We start from the raw sequence: 17,275 nt of genomic DNA on the forward strand, positions 1-17,275 counted from the left end.
CCGTTCGCCCCAGCCGCATTCATGGCCGGCGTGAAACTGAGCCAGGCGCTTCAGTCAGCCCAAGATGCTCGAGCGTCTTGCGCAACACCTCGAAAAGAATGGCGGCGGACCAGCCGAACAGCAGCACGCCATTCATGGCGGTGAACGGGCCGATCAGCCGCCATTCGCGTACCGGCGTGATGTCGCCATAACCGAGCGTGGTGTAGTTGACGAAAGCAAAGTAGAGCAGGTCGGTGTCGGCGGCGGCAGCCTCGACGAGGCCATAGGCCGCGGCCCACACCAGGACTTCCAGCATGTGCGCGACCTTCAACACCACGGCGGTTGCGATCATGACGCCCATCAGGTGCAATTTCGGCCGCTTGAAGTGACGCAGACCTGCGCTGCGCGCGATCCCGACGGCGACGACCGTCACGAGCGCATGGAGCCCGATATTGATCATGCTGACCAGCGTGCCGGCGAGGAACTGTAGCATCATGGCAACCCACCCGCCCTCAATTCACCCCAGGACGTCTTACGTCCCCGCCAAACGATGCCAACGGTCCGCCCGTCGATGCACCGCCGCGGTTTCCCTCGCCGGCTACGGCGAAGGCCTGGAACTTCACGTGGCGAGCACGTGACACTCGCGCCGATCGGCCATGGCGGCGGTTGATCTAGGTCAATGCTGCTTCAACGCCGCCCGCGAGATCGGCTCGCGTGACGGCGACGATGTCCGCCGGGACGTCATCGCCGCTTTCGACGCGCGCCTCGGCCGAAATGGCAATGGCGCGGACAAACCGGCGCACCCGCTCCAGCAAGGCCTCGACGGTGGCAAGTTCACGGATCATGGGTGGAGCCTTCGGATACCTCTCGTGCGTCTCATTCCTGCAGCGCCTCCTCGCGCCGCGCCCGGATCGTGGGCAGCATGATCAGGAGAATCGCGATTGCGGCCGCGGCCAGGAGGCTCGCCGAGAGCGGCGAGGTGAGCAGCACGGTGACGTCGCCGCGCGACAGCACCATGGCGCGGCGAAAATTCTCCTCGATGGCAGGGCCCAGAACCAGCCCCAGGAGCAGCGGCGCCGCCGGCAATTGCAGCTTGATCAGGACGTAGCCGAACACGCAGAACATTGCGGCCTCGTAGACCTCGAACGTTCCGCTGTTGATGGAATAGACGCCGATCGAGCAGAACACCATGATCGCCGGAAACAGATATCGGTAAGGAATGGTGAGCAGCTTCACCCACAGCCCGACGAGCGGAAGATTGAGGATCAGCAGCATCAAATTGCCGACCCACATCGAGACGATGAGGCCCCAGAACAGGGTCGGGTTCTTCGTCATCACCTCCGGACCCGGGTGGATGTTGTGGATGTTCATGGCACCGACCATCAGGGCCATCACGACGTTGGAGGGAACGCCGAGCGTCAGCAAAGGAATGAACGAGGTCTGCGCGCCTGCGTTATTCGCCGATTCAGGCCCTGCAACACCTTCGATGGCTCCTTTGCCGAACTGCTCGGGATGGCGCGACAGCTTCTTCTCGAGCGTATAGGACGCAAAGGACGAGAGCACCGCACCGCCGCCAGGCAGGACGCCCAGGAGGGTGCCGAGCGCCGTGCCGCGCAGCATCGCCGGCACCATGCGACGGAAGTCGTCGCGGGTCGGAAACAGATTGGTGATCTTCTGAGTGACCAGCGACAGCTTGTCGTCCTGCTCGAGATTCTTGACGATCTCCGCAAAGCCGAAGATGCCCATCGCCAACGGTACGAAATCGAGACCGTCGAACAGCTGGGGAATGCCGAAGGCAAAGCGCTGGCTGCCGCTGTTCAGATCGGTGCCGACGAGGCTGAGGATCATGCCGAGCACGACCATGCCGATGCCCTCGATGAACGGGCCGCTCGACAGCACCGAGGCGAGGATCAACCCCAGGATCATGAGCGCGAAGAATTCCTTTGGGCCAAACAGCAGGGCCGTCGCGGTCAGCGGGCCTGCAAGGGCGGCCAGCGCAAGCGTGGCCACGCATCCGGCAAAAAACGAGCCGATGGCAGCGGTGGCGAGCGCGACGCCGGCGCGGCCCTGCTTCGCCATCTGGTAGCCATCGATCGTGGTCACGACAGAGGAGGACTCGCCGGGCAAATTGACGACGATGGCAGTGGTCGAGCCGCCGTACTGCGCGCCGTAATAGATTCCGGCGAGCATGATCAGCGCGGCGTCCGGCGGCAGCGCATAGGTGATCGGCAGCAACATCGCGATGGTTGCGAGCGGGCCAAGGCCGGGAAGCACGCCGATCAAGGTCCCGAGCAGGCATCCGAAGAAGGCGTAGAGCAGGTTGGCGGGCTGGGCGGCGGTCGCAAAGCCCATCGCCAGATTGTGGACGAGATCCATCGGTCGGCCCGTTCAGTTGAGAAGGGACGGCCAGACGGGCAGCTGCAGCCCGAGACCGTAGACGAAGACGGCAAGACAGAGCGCAATGAGCACCGCCGCATTCGCCAGCGCGCCCGTCCAGGTGAACTCGGAGCTGGCCCGGCTCGACACCATGATCAGCACGAACAAGGCGCCGACCAGACCGAGCGGAAACAGCAAGGCTGCGAACAGGACCACGGACCCGGTCACCCAGGCGAGCCCCTTGAAATCCCATTTGCGCAGCAGCTGCCGTTCCGCGGCGGGCTTCATGGCACTGAGAATCACGACGAGGCCGATGGCAGCGAGCACGATCGCGAGCAGGCGCGGGAAATAGCCCGGCCCCATTCGCGCGGCCGTGCCCGCGGGGTAGCCTAGCGCCGCCACGAAGAAGAAGATTGCAAAGGCGAGGAACAGGGCGCCGGACGCGAAGGCCCTGTGATTGCGGATCGCCAATCCCTTCATGCTCGTTCTCCCTCGCCCGGCCCTTCCCCGCTTGCGCCCGCCTTCGACGCGCGCTCATCGAGGGCTTCCATCAGAACCGGCATGCCGATGGCGCAGGAATGAACGCCTAGATGCGCGGCCATCTGGAGAACCTGAAGGATCTCCCGCTGGGCGATGCCGAGGCGCAGGGCCCGTCTAATCTGCACACGCAGCCCTTGCGAGTTGAGCGCCGTGAAGCAGGCGTTCAATGCGATCGAGATCAGACATTGCGACCGTTGGTCGAGACCCTCCCCGGCCGTTCCGCCTCGGAGGAGATCGAACAAGAGGGCAAAATAGCCGGGATCGCGTCGCAGCCACTGCGAAGCCCCGCCAGGTCGGAGCCGGCTTCGGGCTCGGAAAACCCCTGACACCAGATGTTGCGCATGTCGAGGATCGCAGGCAGGAAACGCTGCTTCTGCTCTTCGGTCCCAACCGCGAGAATGATGGGACCGGCAAGCTCCTTGCCGATCGAGTTGACGCTTTCGGGCATCGCGAGCGCACCGATCTCCTGATTGGCGATCAGGTGCTCACGCAAGGAGCGGCCGTGCCCGCCATAGGCCTGCGGCCAGGTGATGCCCGTCAGCCCGGCGCGGTACATCGCCGCCTCCCAGGCAATGGATTGCTGAAGTGTGGGCGATGCGAATGCGGCGCTGTCGCTGCGGAAACTGGCGGGTAGATTGCCATGCAGCCAGCGACGTATCGCGCCGCGATAGGCTTCACCCGTCAGGTTCTCCGCCGCGACGGCTTGCATCGATACCGCTTCAACCACACTCATCGCACGCTTCCTGCTTTCGCCATATCTGCCGACATGTCCCGCCCGGCTGCCAGTCCTTCACTGCGACTTGAGAAGGTCGCAGGCGCTCTCCGATGCCGGCCGCCACGCATCCTCGGGCGCGATCGTGCCCGTGATGTCGTAATAATCGTAGGTGTATTTGGATTCCGCCGGAGCCTTGATGCGCGCGACATAGAGCGGTCGCATGACCTGGCCGTCAGCCCTGATGCTGACATTCTTCATTTCGAAGTCGTTGATCGGCGTGTTCTTCATCTGCCGCATCACGGCGTCGCCGTCGTCGGAACTGGCGGCAGCGACCGCCTTCAGATAATGCGTGATTGCGCTGTAGGTGGCGGCCTTGCCCTCGTTGAGAAGCTGACCATTCGTCGCCTCGGCATAGCGCTTGGCAAAGGCCCGGCTCTCCGGCGTCATGTCCCAGTAGAACGGCGTCGTCAGCCGCACGTTCTGGAGGTCCTTGAGGCCAATTCCATGGGTCTGGCTGATCATGAGGCCGAGGGGAACGAGCAGCTGCGATTTGGTCAGTCCGAACTCCTGCGCCTGCTTGATCGCATTGGCGAAATCCGCGCCCGAATTGGCGAGCGCAATCGCCTTGGCGCCGCTGGCCTGTGCCGTCAGCAGGAACGAGGAGAGATCCGACGAGTTGAGCGGATGCAGCACCGAGCCGACCACCTTGCCGCCCCCCGCTTCGATAAACTTGGTCGCATCCGCCTGCCAGGCCTTGCCAAAGGCATAATCCACCGTCAGGAAAAACCAGCTGTCGATCCCCTGCGCGAGCAGGGCTTTCACCGTGGCCTTCGGCTGGGCATAGGTATCAACCACCCACTGCGTGGTCATCGGCGAGCATTTGTCGTTGGTGAAGAAGGAGCCCGCCGTGCCGGCAAGGAGATAAGGCTTCTTGCGGTTCTTCATGATGTCCTGCACGGCAAGCGCGATCGACGAAGCCGAGCAGCCGACAATGGCGTCGACACCTTCATTGTCGAGCCAGCGCAGCGCGATGGCGACGCCGATATCGGGCTTGTTCTGGTCGTCAGCGATCACGAGCTCGATCTTCTTGCCATTGACGGTTCCGCCAGAATCGCCAACCGCGAGCTTCGCCGCGGCGACCGAGCCGAGGCCGCAATTGTCGGCATAGGGGCCGTTCTGGTCATTCATGATGCCGATCTTGACGACGTCGCCGGAGATGCCCTGTGCGGACAGCGGCGCGTTCGTGAGCAGCAAGGCAATCATGCCGAGCGCAGTGATCGTCGATCTCTTCACCGTTTCCTCCTGCTTTGACGCGCTTCCTCTGGACCGGCTTCTGCCGGTTCTCTTCGTTTAGATTCAGTGTGGGACCGGCCGCTCTCCGTGCGGGATCAGCAGCGCATCGAGCGCCACGGCCCCCTCACCCTCCGCCCGTAGCAGCAGCGGGTTGACGTCGATCTCGGCGATCTCATCGGCATGCGCGGCGGCAAAACGCGACAACGCGGCAACGGCCGAGGCTGCGGCTGCGAGGTCGGCCCGCGGCCGGCCGCGCGCGCCGTCGAGCACCGCGAACGCCTTGAGCGATTTCAGCATCGCCATGGCCTGTGTCTCGCTCACCGGCGCCATCTGTACGGCGGAGTCCTGGAGGATCTCCGCAAAAATGCCGCCAAGGCCGACCATCACCACCGGCCCGAACACCGGATCGATGCGGCTGCCCAGGATGAGCTCGGCGACGCCCTTGGCCATTGGCGCCACGATCACACCATCAATCGCTGCATGCGGCGCCCTGGTGGCGACGCGATCGCGCATTTGGGCGTAGGCTCGCCGGACCTCGGCTTCCGAACCGACACCCACGATGACGCCGCCGGCCTCGGTTTTGTGCGGCAGATCGGGCGAGGCAATCTTCAGTACCACGGGATAGCCGATGTCGGTGGCGGCACGCGCCGCCGCATCGACGTCCTGCACAAGATGCTCGACAAGGACCGGAACACCGGCGTCGGCAAGCGCGCGCTTGGCTCCGAGTTCGTGGCGGAAGGCATCGGCTACAAGCGGTCTTACTCGCCCGACTGCCGCGGGCGCCTCCTGCGGACGCTTCGACACCGCCTGCAATCGCACCAGCGCAGCGATGGCTGCGCAGCAGCCGTCGAAACTTTCCACCGTCGGAAAGCCCAGTGCGTGCAGCTCGGTCAGCGCATCCTCCGGACCATCGACGCACAGGATGACGGGACGGTGCGGAAATTGGGCGCGGATGTTGCGCAGCGTGTCCATATAGATGGATCGCAGGCGCGGCAGGTGCAGCGAGAACGGCAACGGCAGGATCACCGCATCAGCGCTCTCGTCCGCCACGACGGCGGACATGATCTTCTCCAGAAGATCCGGGCGGCTCGACATCTGCGCCGTGGCGTCGACCGGGTTGCGGGCCGACGCGAACGGCACTAGGTCCAGAATCTGCCGCTGCGTCTCCTGACCGAGCTCCGGCAATGTCAATCCGACCGCCTGCGCCGCATCCGCGAGCAGCACGCCGAAACCACCCGAGGCCGTGAGGATCGCGACGCCCGGCCCCTTCGGCAGCCGATCCGGCAGCAGGATCGATGCGGCATGACCGAGATCGATGAGCTCGTCGACGCTGCGGACGCGCACCGCGCCACAACGGGCAAACAGCGCATCGAACACGGCGTCCGACCCCGCCATCGCTCCGGTGTGCGAGGCCGCCGCAGCCTGGCCTGCCGCCGACGTCCCGATCTTCATCGCGATGACCGGCTTGCCGGCATCGCGCGCCTCCTCCAGGGCCGAGATCAGGCGGCCGGCATCACGGCAGGCCTCGAGGCAGCACAGGATCACCTTGGTGGCGGGATCGCGCGCCATCCAGGCGATGCCGTCGGCGACATCGATGTCGCACTCGTTGCCCGTGGTGATGAAACGGCTGACGCCGACACCGCGCTCGCTGGCGAGCCGCATGGTGTAGCTGCCGAGATTGCCGCTCTGCGACACGATTCCGAGCGAGCCGGCAACCGGCATGCTGTGCTCGAGCACGATCGAAAACGTCGCGATGCTCTTCTCGGCGATGCTGACCGCGCCGAGGCAGTTCGGCCCCAGCAGGCGCATGCCGCCGTTGCGCGCGGCAACGCGCAGCCGCTCCTGCATCGCGCGGCCCTGCTCGCCGAGCTCGGCAAAACCGGACGAGAACACGACGACGCTGCGGACGCCACGCGCGGCGCACTGCTCCACGGCCTCGCCCGCGCGCTCCGCGTCGACCGCGATGATGGCGAGATCCGGCGCCTCCGGCACCTCGGCAACGGAGGCATAGGCCTTCAGGCCCTGCACCATCGCGGCCTTCGGGTTGACCGGATAGATGCGGCCTGCATAGCCGTGACGGCGCAGCAGATCGACCGGCCGGCCACCGATCTTGGTCGCCTCCTGCGAGGCGCCGATGATCGCGATCGAACTTGGCGACATCAGCGCGTCGAGACCTTCTCCCGGCCGCATCTCAGCGCCCCTTGAACACCGGTGCGCGCTTCTCCAGGAACGCCATCCGCGCTTCCTTGGCGTCTTCGGTCTTCGACAGCGCCATGGTGATGTTCTGCTCGAAGCGATAAGCGTCGCGCGGCGGCATCAGTTCGACCATGTTCGCGGCGTTCTTGGCGTATTCCATCGCGATCGGGCTCTTGGATGCGATCTCCCGGGCGAGCTTCATCACTTCGGGGATGAGGTTTTCCCTGGTCGTGCAGGCCTCGATGATGCCGAGGCGGTAGAGCTCGGCGGCCGGCACCCGATAGCCGGTGAAGAACATGCGGCGCATCAGGGAGCGGCCGAACAAGGTGTTCAGCATGGCCGCACCTCCGGCGAGCCCGACATTGATCTCGGGCATGCCGAACACGGCCTCTTCGCTGGCGTAGAAGATGTCGCAGGAGGCCATCAGGCCGACACCGGCCCCCAGCGCAACGCCGTTGATTGCCGCAATGACAGGCTTTGAGCATTCGCGGATGCAATTGCCGGTCTCGCGCGTGATCCGGTTGTGGCTGTGGAACGCGCCGATCTTGGTCGGATCGGGACGATCCTTCAGATCCGCACCGCTGCAGAACACCTTTCCGGCTCCGGTCAGGATTGCGACCCTGACGTCGCTGCGCTCGGAAATCTCGTCGAACACCGCCACGATGCGATCGCGCATCGCGCGATCGAGCGCATTCACGGGAGGCCTGTTCAGCGTCACCAGCGCGATCTGGTCGGACACTTCGAGAGTGACGATATCTTCTGACATGGCTTCCTCCTGGGCTTCTGCTTGCCTGGTTTGTCTTGCTTCTTGGCGCCTGACCGATCGGTCAGCTTTTCGCGGTGATAGCACCGAACGTCGCAGCTGGCAATATCCTGCCGATCTTCTATTGACCGACCGATCGGTCAGCCGATAGATTCACATGTAATCAAAGAACGACCTTGAGGAGGACTCGCATGCCCAGGATCAGCCGACGCCAGGCGGCAACTCTGATCGCCGGCGCCCTCGCCGCTCCGCTTGCCGCACCTGGCATCGTGAGAGCGCGCTCCTCGCAGACGGTTTTCATCATCGTGCCTTATGCGCCCGGCGGCTCCATCGACAGCCTGATGCGCTCGATCGCGAAGGCGATGGCGGAAAGCCTGGACCAGCCGGTTCTGGTCGACAACAAGCCCGGCGCCAACGGCATCGTCGGATCGCAATATGTCGCGCGCGCGCCGAAGGACGGATCGGTCCTCTTGGCCGGCGGCACCGGCCCGATCTCGCTGAACGTTCTGCTGCGCAAGAACCTGCCCTACAAGCTCGCGGACTTCGCCTCAGTCGCCATGCTCTGCAACGGCCCGCTGTCGCTGACCGTCAACGCGCGGACGCCCGTCTCCGACGTGAAGAGCTTCGTCGCCTATGCCAAGGGACGCGACAAGCCACTGTTCTATGCCACCCTCGGTCCGGGCAGCGTCACGCATCTGTTCGGAATCATGATGAGCAAGACGATGGGATTTGTCGTCACCGACGTCGCCTATCGCAACAATCCGGCCTCCATCATGGAAACGCTGTCGGGAGAATGCGATCTCAATTTCGCAACGCCCGCCGCCGTCATCGAGCACGCGCGCAGCGGTCAGCTTCGCATCCTCGGGGTCTCCTCGGACAAGCGCATGGCGAGTTTCCCGGAGATCCCCACCCTGGCCGAATCCGGCTATCCCGACCTGACGGCATCATTCTGGACCGCACTGCACGCGCCGGCGGGCACGCCGCGCGATGCGATCGCGCGGCTGAACGCGGCGGCCAACGCTGCGATGCAGAAGCCCGAGATCGCAAAGCAACTCGAGACCGACGGTCTGATCACCGATACCGGCGCACCGGACCAGCTCGACGCGCAGTTGACCAAGGATGCCGCGCTCTGGGGACCTGTGATCAAGGCGCAAAACATCGTGTTGGAATGAGGCCCGGCTGCCAGCCGCCCGCTCAGCGCGACTTGCGCCGGCCTGTCTTAGACGACTCCTTGGGCGGCACCGCGCCGGGAAGCTCGACCAATTCGCCGCTTCGCAGCCCGTTGAAGATCATGTCGAAGAAGATATCCGCGATCTGCTCGGGGGTCGCCGACTTGTTGGGATTGTACCAGCGATGCATCCAGTTGAGCGAGGAAAGGACCAGCCGCCCGGTCATGGGAACGTCGACCTTGCGGATCTCGCCAGCATCGATGGCTTCCTGAATCAGGCCGCGGAGAAAATTCTCGAAACGGTCGCGGCGCGTCAGCCGCTCCTTGTGCCTGTGACGATCGGGATCGTTCCAGAAGGCGGTCGTGGAGGCGATCCAGGCCCAACGATAGCGCCGGAAGTACTCGGCCGTGGCGACCATGAACGCGCGGATCTTCTGCGAGGGTGCCCCGTCGGGAATGCGATCGCGCACGAACAGATAGAGCTCGAGCGTCGAGCCGACCGCCACGCGCGCGTAGATCTCGTCCTTGTTGGCGAAATGGTGGTAGAGGAGCGACTTGGAGATGCCGCAGGCGAGCGCGATGTCGCGCATCGACGTTCCCTCGAATCCCTTGCTGGCGAACAGCCGCCCGGCTTCGGCAAGAATCTGCAGCACGCGGTCGGAGGCCTCCGCCTGGTTCGCAACGCCGTCCTTCATCGTTGACAGTTCAGTCATGAAGCCTGCAATCCATTCGGCGGCCCGGCGCCAACCAGAGAACCCTGGAATGAAACTAGTTTTTCACAGACCGATCGGTCAAGCCCGGCGACCCCTTCGAGAGGAACCATGAGCGCGATCCGGATTACGCGCATCGGCGCGACAAAGGACCAACTCGGCGAGAGCCCGGTATGGGATGAGCGACGGAAGTGCCTCTTCTGGATCGACGCGCTGGCCGGATTGATCCGCATGCGGGATCCCGCCGCCGGTGTGGCGGACGCGTTCAGCGTGCCTGCGCCGATCGGTTCGATGGCCCTGCGAGACGATGGCGGCGCGGTGCTGGCCATGCGCCACGGATTTGCCGGTTACGATTTCGACAAGCGCACACTGACCGAAGGGCCGTCGATCGAGCTCGACCACCCGGAGCTGCGGCTGAATGACGGAAAGGCCGATCCCCATGGCCGTTTCCTGGCAGGCACGATGCACAGTGATCGCGCCCAGGATGAGACGCCGCTGGGCGGTCTCTACCGGCTGGACGCAACAGGCGCGGTGGAGCTGCTGGAGACAGACCTTGCCGTGAGCAACGGACCGTGCTTCAGCCCGGACGGCCGAACGTTCTATCTCGCCGACAGCGCAAGACGGATTATCTGGGCCTATGACTACAGGGCGGATGGTCCCCTCGCGAACAAGCGCGCCTTCATTGATACGGAGGCGCAACGCTCGGGTTGCGACGGTGGAACGATCGACTCGGAAGGCTACCTTTGGTCCGTCCTCGTGCGCATCGGCAAGATCGCGCGGTTTGCGCCTGACGGGACGATGGTGCGGACGATCGACATGCCGATCCGTCACCCGACCAGCGTCACCTTTGGCGGACCCGATCTCGACGTTCTCTACGTGACATCGATCTCGCTCAGCCACGCGCTCGCCGACGATCGCCCGGATGCCGGCGGCCTGTTCGCGGTCGAAGGCCTCGGCGTTCGCGGACTGCCGGCGCACCGGTTTACTTCGGGCTAAGCGCCGCCTCGGTTACTGCGATCTTTTGATCTGCCTTGGCACGCTCTCCGCCATGTAGTCCACGAACACCCTGATCTTCTCCGGCAGATAGCTGCTCTGGAGAAACGTCGCGTAGATGCCTTCGTCGAAGGTGGAGTTCGTCACCCGAAAGCCCGGCAGCAGGCGGATCAGACGCCCACTCTTCAACTCCTCCGCCACGGTGTAGTCGTCCAGCAGGGCAATGCCGTGCCCGGAAACGGCGTGATCGCACAGCACCACGCCGTTGTTGCTACTGAGGGACGAAGGCACGACGATCTCGCGCAGCCTGCTCTTGCGCATGAACTTCCAGACCACGTCGTCGGGACCCATCCAGTAGGTCAGGCAATTGTGGCGGGTGATGTCCTCCGGTTCGCGCAATTTCGGCATCCGGCCGACATAGTCCGGTGAAGCCACGAGAATCCGCTCGCTCCTCAGCAGCCTTCGCTGCATGAGGCCCGCGTCCTTCGCCGCCTGGATCTGGAAGTCGACGTCGAATTCATCTTCGCGAAGCTGGGGACGCCGCTCGGACAGACGCAGCTCCACCTTCAGCTCCGGATAGAGCTTCTGAAAGCCCGGTATCAGGGGCGAAAGCACCTTGATGCCGAACAGCGTCCGCGAGTGCACCCGCAGCGTTCCACGCGGCGCAGTCTGAAGCGCAAGCGCCGCGGCTTCGGCATCTTCGATGCCGTGCAGCACCTGCTCGGTGCGCTGGAAGAAGATCTTGCCGGCATCGGTCAATCCGAGATGGCGCGTGCTGCGGTTCAACAGCTGCACGCCGAGCTGCGCCTCGAGCTCGCCCACGTAGCGCGACACCGACGCCGGCGAGAGCCCGACGCGGCGCCCGGCCGCGGAAAAGCTGCCCTCACGGACGGCGCTGACGAACAATTCCATGGCCTGAAGGCGATTCATTCGATCTTTTCAGATTTTGCAAAGGACATGCTCAGATTACGTCAATTGTTCGAAAAAGCTCAAGCCCCTAGCTTTGCTGAGAACGCGTCGCAAAAGCGACGAGCGGCCGCAAGCGCGGCCGAGAAGCAATCCGGTGGAGGACGCAATCGATGGAATTCGGCGTATTCATTCTGGCGCAGCAACGCGGCTATCATCAAAGCTCGCAGCAGGTCATCAACAACGCTGTCGAGCAGACGGTTATCGCCGAGCACGCCGGTTTCGACACGGCGTGGTACGCCGAGCATCATTTCAACAATTACAGCCTCTGCCCCTCGCCGCTGATGATGGTCGCGCATTGCGCCGGCCTGACCAGGCGCATCCGCCTCGGCACTGCGGTCTGCGTGCTGCCACTGTACAATCCGGCGCGACTGCTCGGCGAGATCGGCTTTGCCGACACCGTCTCGAACGGCCGCCTCGATCTCGGCATCGGCTCGGGCTACCAGAAATTCGAGTTCGATCGCTTCGGAGTCGATCTCGACCATTCGCACGCCCTGTTCGCCGAGTTCTACGACGTGCTCCAGGCCGGCATGCGCGAGCGCATCTTCTCTTATGACGGCGAGCACCTGAGAATGCCGCCGACCGCGATCGCCGTGCGCACGGTGCAGAAACCGATGCCGCCGATCTGGGTCACGTCCGGCCATGGCGAAACCCTCGGCCGCGCCATCCGTGACAACCACAATCTGTTCGTCACCGCGCTGCTCAACGGCCTCGATGCCATCAAGGCGCTGCGCGAACGTCTCGAGGGGATCGCGGCTAAGGAAGGCCGTTCCATCGACGACACGCATTTCGGCTTCCTGCGCTGCGCCTATGCCAGCGACAATGACAGTGAGATCCAGTCCTATTTGGACAATGCGCGCTTCCAGCGCCGGCTCTCCGAAAGCCTGAAATTCCGACGCGCCCAGAGCGACGACGGCTATCTGATCAAGGAAGAAGCCGGCCCGAACGATATGAGCCTGGAAACGATGCGCAGCAACCTGCCCGTCGGCAGCGTCAATCAGGTGATCGACCGTATGCTGGAAGAGATCAGCATTCTCAAGCCGACCCATATCGCGCTTCAGACCCAGCTCGGCGATTTCGATCAGCGCACAATGCTACGCCAGATCGAATTGTGGGGCAGCAGGATCATCCCCGCGATCCGGAAAGAGCTGAAATCCGCCCCTGCCGATCGCGGCACGATCGCGGGCGATGCGGTTTCGGCATAGCGCGGCGCCAGGGCGAGCCCGGAGGTACGTCATGGGATGCCAGATCTCTCAAATGACCGATGTCCGCTCAGTCGAAGCTGCCGAATTCCGCCTGGCCATGCGCAACCTCGCGAGCGGCGTCGCGATCGTGGCGACGGGAACAGGGACCACACGGCGCGGGCTGACAGTCAGCTCCGTCACCTCGCTGTGCATGGAGCCGCCCTGTCTGCTCGCCGGCGTCAATGCGAGCTCCGAAACGCATGCCGCCATCCTCGCCAATGGCTGCTTTGGCATCAGCCTCCTCGGTAGCGGACAGGAAGATCTGGCGTTGCGTTTCGCCGGCGGCGCCAAGGGCATCGACCGCTTCGCGACGGCGCCATGGGCGCAAGGCGTCCTCGACGTGCCGCTGCTCGAACCGGCGATCGGCACCCTGGAATGCGTGCTGCATCATCACCAGATGGTCGGCACGCACGGTCTCTTCATCGGCAGGATCGTGGCGACACGCGGCGGGGACGGCGATCCTCTCGTCAATTTCCAGGGCGCGCTGCGGGCCTTGCCTCAGGCATAGGCGGCTCGGCGGCGCCAAAACGGCATCGTCGCCAGAGGGCCAGAACACGGGAGCGGCATGGTGATCATCGAATGCTTCGACGGCGGCATTGTCCGGCTCACCGAGCCGTTCGACTTCCGCAACTTCAAGTTGGCGCTGCATGCCGATGCGAACCCCGAAACGCAGGGCTGGAAGGGGATCACGCTTCTCGACGATCGTGATGCGCTTGTCTCGATCGATCTGGTCCCCACGCTGGCGGGCCGCCCTGACGACGCAAGCTGGGATCGGCGCTATGCGGAGATGGTAGCCAAGGCGCGCCAGCATGGCTGGATCGATGCAGAGCGACTGGCGATCCGGGCTCATATCGAACGAGTGCGGTAAGGCTGGCGGTTTGAAGCATCTGGCAGACCTGATGGCACTGACCGCCACCGGCGTCGACCGGCAGAACATCCCGAAGAGCCCTCGCTCCGCGACGGCTCCCGTCGGCATTCGTTCCGGCTTCGCACGCAGGCCTGGCGCGATCTCAATCGCGCTTGAGCCCGGTCGACCTGACGATGGGAGCCAGGCGGACAAGTTCTTCCTCGACCAGGCGCTGAAACTTGTCGGGACCCGAATCGATGTCCGGCTCCAGACCTTGTGAGCGATAGCTTTCCTGCAACTGAGGATCGGCCATCGCCGTGTGGGTCGCCGCTGCGATCCGCTCCACGATCGTATCCGGGGTCGCTCTTGGAGCGAACAAGCCGAACCAGCCGGCGTATTTGAGGCCCGGCATGCCGGATTCAGCCACCGTCGGAATCTCCGGCGCGCCGCGCAACCGCTGTTCGCTCGTCACGGCGATCAGCCGCAGTTTGCCCGCAAGGTGCAGCTGCAGGATCTGGCTCGACACCACGGCAATGACGGCGGAGATCTGGCCGCTGACCAGGTCGTTGGTGGCGGGACTCATGCCCCGATAGGGGACGTGGACGACGTCTGCCGCGAGACCGGATTGCAGCCTGAACATTTCCCCGACGAGATGATTGCCGGTGCCGACGCCTGGGGTGCCGTAGGAAAGCTTGCCCGGATGAGCCTTCGCAAAGGTTATCAAATCCTGCAGATCTTTCACCGGCAAGGATGGCTGCACGGCGAATGCAAGCGTGCTTGTAATCAGGCGATAGATAGCGCGGAAATCGCGAACCGTGTCGTAGGCGGGTTGCGGCGATTACACGGCCCGCACGGAGCGCAGCAGCAACATCAAGCCCCCGCGGGATGCGGCCTGCCTTGTTGCGCGATCAAAACGGAAGCTGCCGTCACGCCTCAGAACTGCACACCGCGCGTCAGGGCACCGTCGACGACGAGGTTCGTTCCCGTGATGAAGCTCGCGGCACGACTTGCGAGAAATACGACCGCGTTGGCCATCTCCTGCGGGGTCCCCATCCGGCCCGTGGGATTGAGCGCAAGCGCCGTCTTGTAGAGCTCGGGATTGGTGTCCTTGATCGTGTTCCAGACCCCGCCTTCGAAATAGGTGTTGCCCGGCGACACCGTGTTGGCGCGGATGCCCTTGTGTGCAAGCTGATTGTCGAGACCTTGCGTGTAGTGGATGATGGCGGCCTTGAAGGTGCCGTAGGGGCCGGCCGCGAAATCGACCTCCCGCCCCGAAACGCTCGATATGGCGACGACCGCACCGGCGTCGCTCTTTTCCAGATAGGGCATGGCCGCATTGACCAGCCGGACCGTGCCCATCATGTCGGTCGAAAATTCCCTTGCCCAGCTTTCATCGTCCTGCCCGATAGCCAGCGCACTCACATTCGCCACGACGACGTCGATCCCGCCCAGTTTGGTCGCCATGTCGACCACCCAGGCCTTGAGCGCCACACCATCGGCAACGTCGACCGAAGCACCAAACGCCGCCACGTCTTTGCTCTTGAGCGCTGCAACAGTGGTGTCGACGTCCGCCTGACTGCGCGCACAAATGCCGACATTCGCGCCCTCCGCCGCAAAGGTCTCGGCGATCGCTCGACCGATCCCCTTGGTGCTGCCGGTGACGAGAACCTTGGCGCCCGAAAGTCCTAGATCCATGATCGGCTCCTTTTCTTCTCTTTAGTGTCACACATTCAATGGTTATTCGCCACCGCCCTGACCAATCCCCGATAGCTGTGCGGCATCCGCATCGAAACGAGATCCTTTCGTCGCACGACGTTGGTCGGATAAACGCTGTCGAGATTGGTGGTGTCGACCAGCGCCGTGGCAAGGCCCGTATCGTCAGCTGCAATCGCCTCGCGGCGCGGAAACTCGAACGTATCGGGGCCGAACACCCCGCTCAGCCCGGGATAGCCATGGTCGGGATCGAACACGTTGGCAAACGCCAGGAACACGTTGTTCTCGCCGGCGCGGACGCGGAAGTGATGCCAATGATGCGGATCGGCGCCGGTCGGAATCGGTGCCGCCTGCTGGACGGCCGTCCCCGCATGTTGCGAACCGAAGGGGCCTTTGATGGCTGCGCAGCACGCGATGACGTCGCAGCCGCGAAGCGCGAGCACCCTCCCCGCTTCCGGAAAGGCCGCATCGTGGCCGATCAGGAGGCCGATACGCCCGCACGGCGTGTCGACGACAGCCCAGTCATCGCCGGCCGTGGCCCAGCTCCGCTCCTCTTCCGTCAAATGCGTCTTGCGATAGCGCGTGATCCTTCCATCCGGCGCGATCAGACAGGCACTGTTGTAAACGACATCGCCCGCGCGTTCGGCCATCCCACAAACGATGTAGATCTCGAGCTGCGCAGCGAGCGCGTGCAGACTGTCCGTGGCAGGTCCCGGTATCGGCTGGGCCGATTTCGCCGGACCTGCCAGGCCGGTGACCGCGAGTTCCGGGAATACCACGAGATTGGCACCGTCGGCCTTGGCCCGGCGGGCAAGATTCGCGATCGCCTCGAGATTTCCTGAAACGCTGTCACCAGGTGCGAATTGGGCCACGCTGACGCGCGAGCGCATTCCTTCAGGCCAGGGCTCGTGACCATAGAGACCGAAGAATTCGCGCGGATTCCAGCTGAAGGTATCGGTCAGCAGCTCCGGATACAGCTCGGGCCGACGCTGAACGAAGACCGGCTCGCCGAGCACGCGGCGCGCACGAGCGATGTCGAGATCGATCTCGGCCAGGGCGAACCCGTCGCCCTTGTCGAGGACCGTGACCACCTCGCCATCCGGCGCGATCACACAGCTCCCGCCGCTGAATTGGACGGTGCGCTCGAGCCCCCAGCGATTGCTCTCGATCACGTAACAACCGTTCTCGAAGGCTCGGCTGATCCAGTAAGGCGCCGGCGTTCGCTCCGCGAGCCAGTTGGAGATATGGCAGATGACATCCGCGCCCCCCAGCGCCATCAGCCGCGCGGTTTCCACGAAATGGATGTCCATGCAAATGAGGAGTGCAATCCGCCCGATCGGCGTATCGAACACCTGGTTGTGCAGGTCGCCCGCTGCCGCCCATTTCGGCTCCGAGATATAGGGATGGGTCTTGCGATGGCGGCCGACGACGCCATCGGGCCCGATCAAGACGGCCGAGTTGAAGTAAATGTCGTCCTCGTCCGCTTCGGGCATGCCGACCACGACGTAGCAATCATGCTTGCGCGCAAGCGCCGCGAAGCGCTCGGTGGTCGGTCCCGGGACCTTCTCGACAAAGGGCCGAACCTCGGCCCGGTCGAACCAGCAATAGCCCGTGGTTCCCATTTCCGGCGTGACGATGAGCTTCGCGCCGGCCGCCGCTGCCTGTTCGCAGAGTTCGAGCAGGCGCGCGATGTTGCGCTCCTTCTCGAACATGGTCGGCTCGAACTGAACAGTGGCGACCTTGTGCACGCACGGCATGATCGACGTTCCCCC

The 17,275-nt window shown here is 64.1% G+C and carries 18 protein-coding genes and 1 pseudogene; 5 read left to right on the forward strand and 14 right to left on the reverse strand.

Going from position 1 to position 17,275, the window contains the following annotated elements:
- Positions 1 to 19: 19 nt before the first annotated feature.
- The 9 genes from RAD04_RS00125 to RAD04_RS00165 all read right to left on the reverse strand — a co-directional run bounded on the left by RAD04_RS00125 (position 20) and on the right by RAD04_RS00165 (position 7,865).
- Complete coding sequence (locus RAD04_RS00125) at positions 20 to 475, reverse strand: potassium channel family protein (protein ID WP_461622129.1); 456 nt, start codon at positions 473 to 475, stop codon at positions 20 to 22.
- Positions 476 to 650: 175 nt separating this feature from the next.
- Entirely contained in the window at positions 651 to 824 is a 174-nt protein-coding gene (locus RAD04_RS00130) for a hypothetical protein (protein ID WP_461622130.1), read from the reverse strand.
- Between the two features lie 31 nt (positions 825 to 855).
- Positions 856 to 2,355 (reverse strand): tripartite tricarboxylate transporter permease, encoded by a 1,500-nt coding sequence (locus RAD04_RS00135; protein ID WP_461622131.1) that lies wholly within the window; start codon positions 2,353 to 2,355, stop codon positions 856 to 858.
- A 12-nt stretch (positions 2,356 to 2,367) separates the two neighbouring features.
- Positions 2,368 to 2,835 (reverse strand): tripartite tricarboxylate transporter TctB family protein, encoded by a 468-nt coding sequence (locus RAD04_RS00140; RefSeq protein ID WP_461622132.1) that lies wholly within the window; start codon positions 2,833 to 2,835, stop codon positions 2,368 to 2,370.
- Positions 2,832 to 3,062 (reverse strand): carboxymuconolactone decarboxylase family protein, encoded by a 231-nt coding sequence (locus tag RAD04_RS00145; protein WP_461622133.1) that lies wholly within the window; start codon positions 3,060 to 3,062, stop codon positions 2,832 to 2,834. The genes RAD04_RS00140 and RAD04_RS00145 overlap by 4 nt, the downstream gene beginning before the upstream one ends.
- Before the next feature lie 11 nt (positions 3,063 to 3,073).
- Positions 3,074 to 3,628, reverse strand: a complete 555-nt coding sequence (locus RAD04_RS00150) for an acyl-CoA dehydrogenase family protein (RefSeq protein ID WP_461622134.1) — start codon at positions 3,626 to 3,628, stop codon at positions 3,074 to 3,076.
- A gap of 57 nt (positions 3,629 to 3,685) precedes the next feature.
- The gene (locus RAD04_RS00155; RefSeq protein ID WP_461622135.1) at positions 3,686 to 4,903 is read right to left on the reverse strand and encodes an ABC transporter substrate-binding protein; all 1,218 of its coding nucleotides are present in this window, start codon (positions 4,901 to 4,903) and stop codon (positions 3,686 to 3,688) included.
- A gap of 63 nt (positions 4,904 to 4,966) precedes the next feature.
- The gene (locus RAD04_RS00160; RefSeq protein WP_461622136.1) at positions 4,967 to 7,093 is read right to left on the reverse strand and encodes an acetate--CoA ligase family protein; all 2,127 of its coding nucleotides are present in this window, start codon (positions 7,091 to 7,093) and stop codon (positions 4,967 to 4,969) included.
- Position 7,094: 1 nt separating this feature from the next.
- Positions 7,095 to 7,865: an enoyl-CoA hydratase/isomerase family protein gene (locus RAD04_RS00165; protein ID WP_461622137.1), complete on the reverse strand. Its 771-nt coding sequence runs from the start codon at positions 7,863 to 7,865 to the stop codon at positions 7,095 to 7,097.
- Between the two features lie 188 nt (positions 7,866 to 8,053).
- Between RAD04_RS00165 and RAD04_RS00170 the strand changes: the two genes are divergently transcribed.
- Complete coding sequence (locus RAD04_RS00170) at positions 8,054 to 9,034, forward strand: tripartite tricarboxylate transporter substrate binding protein (protein WP_461622138.1); 981 nt, start codon at positions 8,054 to 8,056, stop codon at positions 9,032 to 9,034.
- A 22-nt stretch (positions 9,035 to 9,056) separates the two neighbouring features.
- Here the strand turns inward: RAD04_RS00170 and RAD04_RS00175 are convergent, their stop codons facing one another.
- Positions 9,057 to 9,743 carry a TetR/AcrR family transcriptional regulator gene (locus RAD04_RS00175; RefSeq protein WP_461622139.1) on the reverse strand — a complete coding sequence of 229 codons (687 nt, stop codon included), beginning with the start codon at positions 9,741 to 9,743 and terminating at the stop codon, positions 9,057 to 9,059.
- A gap of 108 nt (positions 9,744 to 9,851) precedes the next feature.
- Between RAD04_RS00175 and RAD04_RS00180 the strand changes: the two genes are divergently transcribed.
- The gene (locus tag RAD04_RS00180) at positions 9,852 to 10,736 is read left to right on the forward strand and encodes an SMP-30/gluconolactonase/LRE family protein (protein ID WP_461622140.1); all 885 of its coding nucleotides are present in this window, start codon (positions 9,852 to 9,854) and stop codon (positions 10,734 to 10,736) included.
- A 12-nt stretch (positions 10,737 to 10,748) separates the two neighbouring features.
- On the opposite strand, the gene RAD04_RS00185 is transcribed toward RAD04_RS00180, so the two are convergent.
- Positions 10,749 to 11,663 (reverse strand): LysR family transcriptional regulator, encoded by a 915-nt coding sequence (locus RAD04_RS00185; RefSeq protein WP_461622141.1) that lies wholly within the window; start codon positions 11,661 to 11,663, stop codon positions 10,749 to 10,751.
- A gap of 149 nt (positions 11,664 to 11,812) precedes the next feature.
- On the opposite strand from RAD04_RS00185, the gene RAD04_RS00190 reads away from it, so the two are divergent.
- The 3 genes from RAD04_RS00190 to RAD04_RS00200 are packed head-to-tail and all read left to right on the forward strand — an operon-like array spanning position 11,813 to position 13,811.
- Entirely contained in the window at positions 11,813 to 12,904 is a 1,092-nt protein-coding gene (locus tag RAD04_RS00190; protein WP_461622142.1) for an LLM class flavin-dependent oxidoreductase, read from the forward strand.
- Positions 12,905 to 12,956: 52 nt separating this feature from the next.
- A complete protein-coding gene (locus RAD04_RS00195) occupies positions 12,957 to 13,451 on the forward strand; it encodes a flavin reductase family protein (protein ID WP_461622143.1) in 495 nt (164 codons plus the stop codon).
- A 57-nt stretch (positions 13,452 to 13,508) separates the two neighbouring features.
- On the forward strand, positions 13,509 to 13,811 hold the full coding sequence (locus RAD04_RS00200; RefSeq protein ID WP_461622144.1) for a hypothetical protein: 303 nt from the start codon (positions 13,509 to 13,511) through the stop codon (positions 13,809 to 13,811).
- Between the two features lie 142 nt (positions 13,812 to 13,953).
- Here RAD04_RS00200 and RAD04_RS00205 read toward each other — a convergent pair.
- The 3 genes and pseudogenes from RAD04_RS00205 to RAD04_RS00215 form a co-directional block, all read right to left on the reverse strand.
- A pseudogene (locus tag RAD04_RS00205) lies at positions 13,954 to 14,628 on the reverse strand (Bug family tripartite tricarboxylate transporter substrate binding protein); the annotation flags it as partial.
- A 95-nt stretch (positions 14,629 to 14,723) separates the two neighbouring features.
- On the reverse strand, positions 14,724 to 15,485 hold the full coding sequence (locus RAD04_RS00210; RefSeq protein WP_461622145.1) for an SDR family NAD(P)-dependent oxidoreductase: 762 nt from the start codon (positions 15,483 to 15,485) through the stop codon (positions 14,724 to 14,726).
- Between the two features lie 35 nt (positions 15,486 to 15,520).
- Positions 15,521 to 17,260 (reverse strand): nitrilase-related carbon-nitrogen hydrolase, encoded by a 1,740-nt coding sequence (locus RAD04_RS00215; protein ID WP_461622146.1) that lies wholly within the window; start codon positions 17,258 to 17,260, stop codon positions 15,521 to 15,523.
- Positions 17,261 to 17,275 lie beyond the last annotated feature (15 nt).

The sequence above is a fragment of the Bradyrhizobium sp. 25ACV genome, from assembly GCF_054863005.1.